Source organism: Mesorhizobium sp. P3_A8 (assembly GCF_056402995.1).
The window spans coordinates 250,428-261,491 of record NZ_JBFUGI010000012.1 but is presented as its reverse complement, the minus strand read 5'-3'; the positions used below and the strand labels follow the sequence as shown (position 1 = coordinate 261,491).

Sequence of the window (11,064 nt, the reverse complement as noted above, 5' to 3'; positions counted from 1 at the left end):
GAGATTGAAGCAAAAGCGCCTTGAACAGGATCAACGGTGGCCAGGCAGCCCGACCCGGTCCACCATCGCGCAGCGGGTTGAGTAGCTTCTCGAAGCGGTACCACTTCACCAGACCTGACAATCGATCGAGTGGCGAAGAACCGCCTGCCAACTTGCCGCCCAGAAAGGCTTCCGCCAAGCTCAACTGACCCGTCTGCTTCACTGCCATCGTGATTCCCTCCGAGCGTCAATCTCAGAGAATCACAACCAGCGAATTACGCAACAGGCCCCTCGTGGGGGAGATGCCCGGCAGGGCAGAGGGGGGCGCGAAGGATCACTGCGTAGCGATGCTTGCGCCGCGCCCTGAAGCCATGAGGTAAACATTGGAAATGCCGGCGGGACAGCGCCCCCCTCTGGCCTGCCGGCCATCTCCCCCACGAGGGGGGAGATCGGCAGTTGTCCCTACAGCAACCCAGCCAGTTCCGCCTCGCGGCGCAGATTCTGCCTCGGCCTTGGGCCGATCTGCTGGATCACCAGGCCGGCGGCCAGCGAGCCGAGGTCGCCGCAGGTCTTGAGGTCGCGGCCTTGCGTGTAGCCGTGCAGGAAACCGGCGGCGTAGAGGTCGCCGGCGCCGGTCGTATCGACCAGTTCCCGGATCGCGGTCGCCTGGATGACCACGGTCTCGTCGCCGCGCACGATGACCGAGCCTTTTTCGGACCGCGTCACGGCGGCCATTCTGCAGTCCTTGCGGATCTTGGCCAGCGCCTCGTCGAAGGACGATGTCTGGTAGAGCGACTTGATTTCGTGGCTGTTGGCAAAGACGATGTCGACGGTGCCCGAGCGCATCAGGTCGAGGAACTCGTCGCGGTAGCGGTCGACGCAGAACGAATCCGACAGCGTCATCGAAACCTCGCGGCCCGCCGCGTGCGCCAGCTTCGCCGTCTGCCGGATCGCCTCCTTGGCGCGTGGCGGATCCCAGAGGTAGCCTTCGAAATAGGTGACTTTGGCGCCGGAGGCCTTGTCGGCCTCGACATCCTCCGGGCCGAGTTCGACGGCGGCACCGAGATAGGTGTTCATCGAACGCTCGCCGTCGGGCGTGACGAAAATCATCGAGCGCGCCGTCGGCGGTTCGCCCTTGAGCGGTTTGGTGTCGAAGGCGACACCCTGGGCATGGATGTCATGCGCATAGATATCGCCCAGCGCATCGTTGGAAACCTTGCCGAAGAAGGCGGCGCGTCCGCCGAAGGAGGCGACCCCGGCCGCCGTGTTGCCGGCGCTGCCGCCGGAGGCCTCGATCGCCGGGCCCATGCGGCTGTAAAGCAGTTCGGCGCGCTGCGTGTCGATGAGGTTCATCGCGCCCTTGATGATGCCGTTGGTCTCGAGGAATTCCTCCTCGCACTGGGCGATGATGTCGACAATGGCATTGCCGATGCAAAGCACGTCATAATCCGGCATCAATGTCTCCGCCAAAAACCCGAGCCGGCTTCTTGCCACGCTCGGGCGGGTCTACAGCATGACCCCGAAAATTGGCAACCGATTTTCTGTCGTCGCCCGTGTGATGGCAGCAGCCAGGCGCTACGACAATTCGACCGTGGACGAAGCATTTCTTCGCGGCGTTGCCTACAAGTCAGGCCCGACCGACCGCATCCGAAGACGGTAAGCCCATGTCCGCAAAGAACGACACGACAACCGACCTGGCGTTGCTCGGCGTGCTGGCCGTGCTGTGGGGCGCTTCCTACACCTTCATCAAGATCGGCGTCGAGACGATCCCGCCGGTCACCTTCATCGCCGCCCGCACCTTGATCGCCGGCGGCATCCTGTTCGCCATCATCCGCTGGCGTGGGCTTGCCATGCCGCGCGACGCGGCCACCTGGCGCCGTTTCGCCTTCCAGGCCTGCCTCAACAGCGTCATACCGTTCACGCTGATCGCCGCGGCCGAGCGCTCGGTCGATGCCGGCCTGGCCACCATCCTCAATTCCACCTCGCCGATTTTCACCTTCCTGCTGACGGCGCTCATCACCCGACATGAGCCGGTCACCGTGCGCAAGCTGATCGGTGTCGGCGCCGGCATAGCCGGCATCTGCCTCATTGTCGGCACCGAGGCGCTGGGTGGCATCGGTCACGAACTGTGGGCGCAGGTCGCCATCGTCGTCGCAACGATCTGCTACGCCGCTGCCGCGATCTTCGGCCGTGGCTTCAAGGGCCTCGATCCGATGCTACCGGCGGCCGGCTCGATGCTGTGCGGTGCGGTCATGCTGGTGCCGCTCAGCCTGGTGGTCGATCAGCCCTGGACGTTGACGCCCTCGACCGCATCGATCCTAGCCCTGCTTGGCCTGTCGGCGTTCTCGACGGCGATCGCCTTCGTTATCTATTTCCGCCTCATCCACACGCTGGGTTCGGTCGGCACGACGTCGCAGGCCTATCTGCGCGTGCCGATTGGCGTCGGCATCGGCGCCGTCTTCCTCGGCGAAAGCCTGGGGCCAACCGTGTGGCTCGGCATGGCCTGCGTCGTTGCAGGTGTCGCGGCCATGACCATTCCGGTCAGGAAACCTGCCTTTGCCCGATAGCGATACGTGCTTGTGCTCAAGAGCCGCGCTGCCTATCTCGTGAGCGTCCGCCTTTACGGCGCTGTCCGCTGACCTGGGGTTGAAGCACGGTGATTTTCGACGCTGCCCGCACTGCGGCCTTCGAGCTGCTCTCGCCGCCGTTTCGTGCCGTGTTCTTCAAGACGCTGGGCCTGACCGTGCTGGCGCTGGTTGCCTTGTGGTTCGGCCTGACCAGCCTTGTCGAGTGGCTGGCCCTGCCGTGGCTCCAGACCTTGTTGCCCGGCATACCGTCATGGGCCGGCTGGCTGGGCGGCATCATCGCGGCAATCGCGCTTGCCTTCGGCATGGCGCTGCTTGTTGCGCCGGTCACGGCGGTGATCGCCGGCCTGTTCCTCGACGATGTCGCCGAAGTGGTCGAGCGCACCGACTATCCACGCGACCCGCCCGGCCGTGCCATGCCGGCGCTGCGCTCGATGGTGCTGGCGATAAAGTTCCTCGGCGTCGTTATAGCAGGCAACATCTTGGCGCTCATGCTGCTGCTGGTGCCGGGCATCAACATCGCCGCCTTCTTCATCGTCAACGGCTATTTGCTCGGCCGCGAATTCTTCGAATTCGCCGCCATGCGCTTTCGCCCGGAGGACGAAGCCAGGGCCTTGCGCCGGCAGTATGCCGGCACGGTCTTCCTCGCCGGGCTGGTCATCGCGGCTTTCCTTGCCGTGCCGCTGCTCAATCTGGTGACGCCACTCTTCGCCGCCGCCATGATGGTGCATCTGCACAAGGCGGTTTCGGCGCGCGAAAGCCGCCGCTGAGGCCTTTGTTTTGCGCAATTCCCTAGGGAAAGCGCGATGCGCTTTTCCCGGGAAAACCGTGTCACACTTTTCCTGGAATTGCTTTAACCCGGGGATTTGCCGAACAGCGCCTGCAACTTGCCGAACGGCATGGCGGCGCGGGTGAAACCGAACGTGCCGTCCTGCTGGATTTCGCGCGCCGCCGTCTCCAGCATGCCGTAGGCGAAGTTGGTCAGCCATGGGCCGAGCGAAATGCGCTTCACACCAGCCATCGAAAGATCGGCGATGGTGAAACCCGGTTTCGCCATGACGTTGACCGGCTTGCCGACCGCCGAGCAGACCGTGCGCACCATCTCGACATCGCCGATCCCAGGCGCATAGAGCACGTCGGCACCGGCCTTCTCGAAGGCCTGCAGCCGCTTGATGGTGTCGTCGAGATCGGACTTGCCCCACAAGAAATTCTCGGCCCGCGCCGTGAACACGAAATCGCGTTTCAGCGCCCGCGCCGCCTCCACCGCCGCCGCGACGCGCTCGACCGCATGCGCGAAATCATAGATCGGCTTGTCGGGGTCGCCAGTGTGGTCCTCGATCGAGCAGCCGGCAAGGCCGGCCGCTTCCGCCGCGAAGATGGTTTCGGCGGCCTGCTCGGCGCTGTCGCCCTTGCCTTTCTCGAGGTCGGCCGAGACCGGCAGGTCGGTCGCCGCCGTCACCTCGCGGCAATGGTGGATCATCTGCTCGAAGGTCACGGCGCCGTCCGGCAGGCCGCGCGAAAAGGCAAAGCCGGCGCTGGTCGTCGCCAGCGCCTTGAAACCGAAGGAACCGAGCAACTTGGTCGTGCCCGGATCCCAGGGATTGGGCATGACGAAGGTCGAGGCGTGCAGGTCGCGAAAGATCTTGCCCTTGTCCATGAATGCTCCCCATCATGAATGTCGGGGCGGATGCTATCGCGCTGTCTCCGGCCGGGCAAACGAATGCGCTTGGTTCAGAAGCGTTTCTCGTTCTCTGCTGCCAATTTCTCGAACGCGTCGGAATCCGCGACGTAGCGCGCCGCCGTTTTGTCCCAGTGGTAGGTCACGGAAATGTCGGCGGAGGCGGCCTGTGGGGGCGGCTCATCACAATCCTCTTCGTTCGGCTCGGTCTTGTCGGTTATGGTGGCCTTGATCGCCGCATAGGGTTGGCCGTCGTCCAGCGACTGGAAAGCCAGGTTCTGCGAGCGTTTGTAGGCACAGACATTTTCGTCGAGCGTGTAGATGATGTCGATCAGTTCGAAACGGTCGCTACGCACCAGAATGACCGGTGTCGACAGATAACCCTGGTTCGAATTGAAATGCGTGCTGGAGATCATCAAGGCATCGTCATCTGCGCCCAGGGAGAGTTTGCCGGAGCTGCGAAAGAAGGTGAAGCGGTCGGTCGCCACATTGACTGCATCGAGCAGTTTCGGTTTGCCGGTGAGATCGTAAAGCGCCAGCACGGCATAGCCCTCGGCGCTGTCGGGTGACTCGCCGAGATCGACCAGCATGGCCAACCGGTCCTTGCCGTTGGCCTTTATCGCAAATAGGGCGGCGCTGAAAACGCTGGTTGCTTCCGGCGGCGAGGTGTCATTGTCGGGGCCGGCGATGTGCCGCATCTCGATCGGCGAGGAGCCGACAAAATAATCATCCTTCGCCGTCAAATCCGGGATGAACATCCGGACAAGATCGGCATAGGTGGTATCGGCGTGGCCAACGATGGATTTGCCGAGGTCCGGATTGGCGGCGTGTTCAGCGCCAGCCGTGCCCCACAGCAATGGCAGCAGCAGGCAGGCAAAGGCGAGGCGATGCAAAAATCCTGACATGCTGATTGTCGTCCCCGGCCGCAAGCACCCGCAAAGCTAGCATAGCTTGTAGAACCGTACAGCTCGCCCTTCAAACCCGGGCAATCAGTGGATCGGCACCAGCCCCGCCAGTTCGCGCATGTCGTCGAACAGGATGCCGCCGGCCTGGATCAGGCCATCGCGGTCGGAATAGGGGTCGCCGTGATAGGAGAACACCCGCATGCCGGCGGCTATGCCGGCTTGTGTGCCGGCGACGCTGTCCTCGATGACGATGCAGTCGGCGGGCGCGAAGCCCATGGTCTTGGCCGCATGCAGGAACAGGTCCGGGAACGGTTTGCCGCGTCCGACCATGGTCGAGGAAAACATCGCGTGTTCGAACAGCGGCAACAGCCCGGTCTGGCCGAGCGTGATGTGCATCTTCGAAATCCTGGCCGAGGTGGCGACGCAATAGGGGATGCCGGCCGCGCGGACCGCCTCGATGAACTCCCGCACATAGGGAATCGCCTCGACGCCATGAGAAAACAGGTCCGGCAGGCCGGCGTTCCAGCGATCGACGAAATCGGCGCCGAGCCGAACGTCGGTCGTCTCCTCGATTTCCTTCTGCACCGAGAGCATGCTGCGGCCGGAGAAATTCTTGCGGCAATATTCGAAGTTTGTCGGATAGCCGGCCGCGCTCAGCCATTCGGCAAGGCGCCGGTTGGCCAAGTTCTCCGTGTCGACCAGAATGCCGTCGCAGTCGAAGATCACAAGTTTGGGTATTGGCATCAGGCGGTGCCGGTCGATCCGAACCCGCCCGAGCCCCGCGCTGTGCCGCCGGCGAGCGAACGCTCTTCGACGGCCGCCTGCGTTACAACAGCGAAAACGATCTGGGCGATGCGCATGCCGCGCGTCACCGCAAAATCCTCGTCGCCGAGATTGATCAGCAGCACCTTCACCTCGCCGCGATAGTCGCTGTCGACCGTGCCGGGCGAATTGAGGACGGTGAGGCCGTGTTTGAAAGCAAGGCCGGAGCGTGGCCGCACCTGGCCTTCCATGCCTTCGGGGATTTCCAGGATCAGCCCGGTCGGCACCAGGGCGCGTTTGCCCGGCAGGATCAGCAGCGGCCGGTCGTCGGGCACAGCCGCACGCAGATCCATGCCGGCGGCGCCGGTGCTTTCATAGGCGGGGAGGGGTAGTCCTTCAGCGTGCGGCAATCTGACGAAGCCGACAGTCGGACCGATGACGGAGGAGTTTTGGAGGGCTGCGCGCATAAAATCGATCCTATCGGCGCGATTGCCGATTCGGTCAATTCGCCCACACCGCTATCAACGGCTTTCTTTCAGGCATCACTATGACCCGAGCACATCTCAGCGCAGTTCCATCGGAACCACCGTCGTCTCCTTGATCTCCTCCATCACGAAGGAGGCGGAAACGTCCGACAACGCGACCTTGGCGATCAGCCGCTGATAGAGCCGGTCATAGGCCTTCACGTCGGCAACGCGGGCACGCAAGACATAGTCGAGGTCGCCGGACATCCGGTAAACGCCGGTGATCTCGGGAAAACCGGTCACCGCCGCCCGGAATTTCTGCAGCCAGTCCGGATCATGGTTGGACGTGCGGATCAGGATGAACACCGACAGGCCAAGCCCGAGCTTTTCGGCATCGACCAGCGCCACGCGGCCGGTGATGACGCCATCCTCCTCCAGCCGCTTGACGCGACGCCAGCAGGCATTGCGCGACAGCGCCACGCGTTCCGACAGCTGGTCGACCGACAAGGTGCCGTCGCGTTGCAATTCGGCAAGCAGTTTTCGGTCTATTTCGTCGATATCCAGCGCCATATTGGGATAAATGTCCCATGGAGCGGCAATATACAAGGATATTTTGAGACCGATGAACCGGCGAAGCGTGTCAGGATACTCACTATCGGAACGCAAGCGCTGAAGGGGACCTCAATGTCGCTCGCAAGGATCTTCACGTCTCATCCGGCCAAGGTTGGCGAAACCTATTTCGGCCATATGGGTTTTGCCGCCTGGTTCTCCTCGCGTTTGCTGATGGCGGCGGGCGCCGCACTCATTCACGCTTTCTTGCCGTTTCTGTTTGAGACTACCGCCAGCCGAATCGTCCGCGAGCTTTACGAGCGGACGCACAACAGAGGCACACACGCGACCAAGGAGCCCATGGCTCTTCCGGATCGCGCCTAGAGGACGACAGAAGCGATGTGCCGGTGGGCGGCCTATCTCGGTGAAGCGGTCTTTCTCGAAGACATTCTGACCGCGCCCTGTCACTCGCTGATCGCTCAGAGCCATTGCGCCCAGGAAGCAAAGTCGCCGACCAATGGCGACGGTTTTGGCCTTGCCTGGTATGGCGACCGGCCCGAGCCTGGTCTCTACCGCGATATCCTGCCGGCCTGGTCCGATCCCAATCTGAAGAGCCTGTGCCGGCAGATCAAATCCGGCCTCTTCCTCGCCCATGTGCGGGCCTCGACCGGCGGCGCCACCAGCCGCATGAACTGCCATCCTTTCATCTCCGGTCCCTGGTCGTTCATGCACAACGGCCAGATCGGCGGCTTCGAGAAAATCCGCCGGGCGCTTGAGAATTCGCTGTCCGACGCCGTCTTCGACCAGCGCGAAGGCACCACCGATTCCGAACTGTTTTTTCTGCTGATGATCGACGAGGGGTTGGCTGGCGACCCGCAAGGTGCCGTGTCGCGCGCGACCAGTCGCGTGCTCGAAGCCTCGCGCCGGGCCGGCCTCGAACCGGCGCTGAAACTGACTGCCGCCTTCTCGGACGGGCAGGCGCTGCACGCGGTGCGCTACGCCAGCGACGCCCACGCGCCGACGCTCTACACTTCCGTCTTGCGCAGGGGCGGCCGCTGCATCGTCTCCGAGCCGTTTGATCGCGAAGGCGGCGACTGGCAGGCGATCCCGCCATCGAGCTTCGTCACTATGACTACGGATGGGATCAGCATTCGGCCGTTCGCGCCGGCATCGGCCAGACTGGCACTGGCAGTCTAATCGCAAATTGCGGCGACGCCGCGGGACAGCGCCCCCCTCTGTCCTGCCGGACATCTCCCCCTCAAGTGGGGAGATTGGCAGTTTCGCTTACCGCGCCATTCTTTCAACGTCTGAGATTGGGCGAAAGCCGTCATGACATCTGATCTCCCCACTTGAGGGGGAGATGTCCGGCAGGACAGAGGGGGGGCCGACGTAGAACGCCGACCTCGCTGGCGCAATTCCAATCAAACGCGGCTAATCTTCCGATGCTCAACTCCGCTTGAAGTCGCGCCGCCGCCCGCCATCTTGATTGGGCAAGTGCGGCCAAGCCGGAGCATGATCATGGACCTCGCCTTCTCCTCAACCACCGATCTCGCCACCGCCATCGCCCGTCGCAAAATCTCCGCCGTCGAAGCGCTCGACGCCCATCTGGCGCAGATCGACCGGCACAACGATGGCGTTAACGCCGTCATCTTGCTCGACAGGGAAGGCGCGTACGAAGGCGCTGGACAGGCCGACGCGACACTCGCACGCGGCGCCACGCCCGGACCGCTGCACGGCGTTCCCTTCACGCTGAAGGACACGCACGAAACCGGTGGCATGAAAACCACGGTCGGTTTCCCGCCCTTCGCCGACTATGTCGCCAAACACGACAGCCCGGTCGTTGCCAGGCTTAAAGCGGCTGGCGGTGTGCTGATGGCCAAGACCAATGTCGCGACCCTGCTGTCCGACTGGCAGTCGAACAATCCGCTGTTCGGCCGCACCAACAATCCCTGGAACCTTGAGCGCACCGCGGGCGGCTCCAGCGGCGGTGCTGCAGCGGCGGTCGCGGCCGGGATGACGCCATTCGATGTCGGCACCGACATGCAGGATTCGATCCGCCTGCCCGCCGCCTTCTGCGGTGTCTATGGCTTGAAACCAACGGAACATCGCATCTCGCTGGCCGGCGCCTTCCCCGATCCGGGTGGTGCGGCGCGCAGCGTGCGGCTGATGTCCTGCCTCGGACCGCTGGCACGTAGCGTGGACGATCTGTCGTTGATCTATCGGATCATCGCCGGGCCGGACGGACGCGACACCAATCTGGCGCCGGTGCCTGTCGAGGCCATGCCTAAGCTCGACCTCAAGGCACTGCGCATCGCCTTCGCACCGTCCTTCCCCGGTTTCCTGGTGGCCGGCGACATCAGCGCCGCGGTCGAAAATCTGGCAAACCAGCTGCAATTGGCAGGCGCGATCGTCGAGGAAGCGAATCTGCCCAAGCTCGATCTGCACGACGATCTTGCGCAAGGCGGCGCGCTGATCGGCATGATGATGGAAGCCGCGCAGCCCGAACCGCTGGAGCAGCCGACGTCAGTCTCGCGCTGGTTCGAAGCTCTCGCCCACCGCGACAAATCCATTCTCGCCTGGGAACAGTTCTTCGAAAACTGGGATGCGCTGCTCTGCCCGGTCGCCATGACCACGGCCTTCCCGCATTGCGCGCCGGGCACGCTGATCAAGGTCGACGGCAAGGACCAAAGCTACCGGATGCTGCCGGCCTATGGCGCCGTCTTCAACTACAGCGGCCATCCCGCGCTTTCCATCCCGTGCGGAGAAGATCGCGACGGCCTGCCGATCGGCTTGCAACTGGTCGGCAAGCGCTGGTCGGAATCCCGGCTGCTTGGTATTGCGGCGGCGATGGAGCCGTTCAGCGGCGGCTTCCGCCGCCCGCCCGGCTACTGAGCGAAGCGCGACAACCCATAGGGCGCCAGCAACGGGTCGCGCTCGCCGCCAAGAATCTCCCTTGTGGCAAACAGGCCGACGGCCGGCGCCAGCGTGATGCCGGAATGCATCACCGCGACATAGAGGCCGTCCATGCCTTCGGCACGGCCGATGATCGGAAAACCGTCGATCGGCTTGGGGCGGTAGCCGATGGTGTGGAAATCCAGTTCCAGCCCCTCGGCATCGCGCAACGCTGCCTTCGCCACCGCGAACACGTCGCGCGTGGTCGCTTCGGGGTTCTCGCCGGGATCGCCGCCGGCGAAATCCGAGCCGGCGATGATGCGGCCCTCGGCGGTCTGGCGCATGTGCAGCCTCTCGGCGTGCACCAGCCCGTTCAGCAGCCTTTTGTATGGCCGCGAATGGACGATCAGGCCAGATGGCGTCTCGATCGGCAGGCTGATCCCGGCCGTCGCGGCAATGGCCGGGGCGCCGACGCCAGCCGCGATCACCACCTCGTCGGCGGCAATCAGTCCATGCGATGTGTCCACGCCGGTAATCTTGCCGCCGGCCTGGGCCAGCGCCGAAACCGTGCTGGCAATGACCCGCGCGCCGTGCCGTTCGGCATCCGCGAGCAGGGTCCTGGCCGTCGCAACCGGCTCGGCCACGCCTTCTTCCGCAACATAAACGGCGAATTCTGGAGGCTCTACGAGATTAGGCTCGATTTGCGCCGCCCGCTCACGGCCAACGCGTTCGATGCCGTAGCCCCATGAAGAGTGTTCGGCCGCATAGGCTTCGAGCCGGTCGGGCGGCAGGTCCCAGCACAGCCCGCCGCACCAGGCGAGCGGCAGCCCGGGCAGCACATCTGCCAGCCGTCTCCACTCGGCCATGGCGCGGGTGCGCAGCCGGAAATAGACTTCGGGATTTCCCCAGCTGGCATTGATCCAGGCGAAGGAGTTGGGTGTGGCGACGCCGCCCGCACCGCTTTCGGAAACGACCGTCACCTGTGCACCGGCTCTGGTCAGATGCCAGGCGATCGAGGCACCGATGATACCGGCACCGATGACGATGACCTTTTTCGCCGCGGCCATGCCCGCTCCTCCGTCTCGTGATTCCAAGGGATGTTCATCCAAGTGGCATTCCTACGGCTGCTTGCCAATGTCGAAATGCACTTAGGCTTGATGGAGCGGCATCCGGCGGCGTCCGCGCTGCCGGAGCGGTCGACAGCCCGGCACTACGCTGCTAGAAGCCCGGCCTGTCACACGGAAATCCCA

General features: G+C 63.9%; 13 protein-coding genes. 5 read left to right on the top strand and 8 right to left on the bottom strand.

Features of this window, described 5'->3' with window-relative positions; all coding sequences use genetic code 11:
• Together AC1DX4_RS26775 and AC1DX4_RS26770 are read right to left on the bottom strand one after the other, a co-directional pair.
• Positions 1-208 (bottom strand): transposase (locus tag AC1DX4_RS26775; RefSeq protein WP_477223168.1); only part of this gene is annotated, 208 nt, incomplete at its 3' end.
• A gap of 233 nt (positions 209-441) precedes the next feature.
• Entirely contained in the window at positions 442-1,434 is a 993-nt protein-coding gene (locus AC1DX4_RS26770) for an adenosine kinase (RefSeq protein ID WP_477223167.1), read from the bottom strand.
• A gap of 209 nt (positions 1,435-1,643) precedes the next feature.
• Here AC1DX4_RS26770 and AC1DX4_RS26765 point away from each other — a divergent pair, with 209 nt between their 5' ends.
• Both AC1DX4_RS26765 and AC1DX4_RS26760 read left to right on the top strand, forming a co-directional pair.
• Positions 1,644-2,546: a DMT family transporter gene (locus AC1DX4_RS26765; protein ID WP_477223166.1), complete on the top strand. Its 903-nt coding sequence runs from the start codon at positions 1,644-1,646 to the stop codon at positions 2,544-2,546.
• An 89-nt stretch (positions 2,547-2,635) separates the two neighbouring features.
• Complete coding sequence (locus tag AC1DX4_RS26760; protein ID WP_477223165.1) at positions 2,636-3,334, top strand: sulfate transporter family protein; 699 nt, start codon at positions 2,636-2,638, stop codon at positions 3,332-3,334.
• Between the two features lie 83 nt (positions 3,335-3,417).
• Here AC1DX4_RS26760 and AC1DX4_RS26755 read toward each other — a convergent pair whose 3' ends face one another.
• From AC1DX4_RS26755 to AC1DX4_RS26735, 5 genes are all read right to left on the bottom strand, one after another.
• A complete protein-coding gene (locus AC1DX4_RS26755) occupies positions 3,418-4,221 on the bottom strand; it encodes an isocitrate lyase/PEP mutase family protein (protein ID WP_477223164.1) in 804 nt (267 codons plus the stop codon).
• 74 nt (positions 4,222-4,295) lie between these two features.
• The gene (locus AC1DX4_RS26750) at positions 4,296-5,147 is read right to left on the bottom strand and encodes a hypothetical protein (RefSeq protein WP_477223163.1); all 852 of its coding nucleotides are present in this window, start codon (positions 5,145-5,147) and stop codon (positions 4,296-4,298) included.
• A gap of 84 nt (positions 5,148-5,231) precedes the next feature.
• Positions 5,232-5,891, bottom strand: a complete 660-nt coding sequence (locus AC1DX4_RS26745) for an HAD family hydrolase (RefSeq protein ID WP_477223162.1) — start codon at positions 5,889-5,891, stop codon at positions 5,232-5,234.
• The gene (gene dut / locus AC1DX4_RS26740) at positions 5,891-6,376 is read right to left on the bottom strand and encodes a dUTP diphosphatase (protein WP_123168781.1); all 486 of its coding nucleotides are present in this window, start codon (positions 6,374-6,376) and stop codon (positions 5,891-5,893) included. Before dut ends, AC1DX4_RS26745 begins: the two co-directional genes overlap by 1 nt.
• A 96-nt stretch (positions 6,377-6,472) precedes the next feature.
• Positions 6,473-6,943: an Lrp/AsnC family transcriptional regulator gene (locus tag AC1DX4_RS26735; RefSeq protein ID WP_477223161.1), complete on the bottom strand. Its 471-nt coding sequence runs from the start codon at positions 6,941-6,943 to the stop codon at positions 6,473-6,475.
• Positions 6,944-7,057: 114 nt separating this feature from the next.
• Between AC1DX4_RS26735 and AC1DX4_RS26730 the strand changes: the two genes are divergently transcribed.
• The 3 genes from AC1DX4_RS26730 to AC1DX4_RS26720 all read left to right on the top strand — a co-directional run bounded on the left by AC1DX4_RS26730 (position 7,058) and on the right by AC1DX4_RS26720 (position 9,814).
• Positions 7,058-7,306, top strand: coding sequence for a DUF6356 family protein (locus AC1DX4_RS26730; RefSeq protein ID WP_477223160.1), 249 nt, complete (start codon positions 7,058-7,060; stop codon positions 7,304-7,306).
• Between the two features lie 15 nt (positions 7,307-7,321).
• Complete coding sequence (locus tag AC1DX4_RS26725) at positions 7,322-8,119, top strand: class II glutamine amidotransferase (protein WP_477223159.1); 798 nt, start codon at positions 7,322-7,324, stop codon at positions 8,117-8,119.
• Positions 8,120-8,440: 321 nt separating this feature from the next.
• A complete protein-coding gene (locus AC1DX4_RS26720; protein ID WP_477223158.1) occupies positions 8,441-9,814 on the top strand; it encodes an amidase in 1,374 nt (457 codons plus the stop codon).
• Here AC1DX4_RS26720 and AC1DX4_RS26715 read toward each other — a convergent pair.
• Entirely contained in the window at positions 9,808-10,881 is a 1,074-nt protein-coding gene (locus AC1DX4_RS26715; protein ID WP_477223157.1) for an NAD(P)/FAD-dependent oxidoreductase, read from the bottom strand. The genes AC1DX4_RS26720 and AC1DX4_RS26715 overlap by 7 nt on opposite strands.
• Positions 10,882-11,064 lie beyond the last annotated feature (183 nt).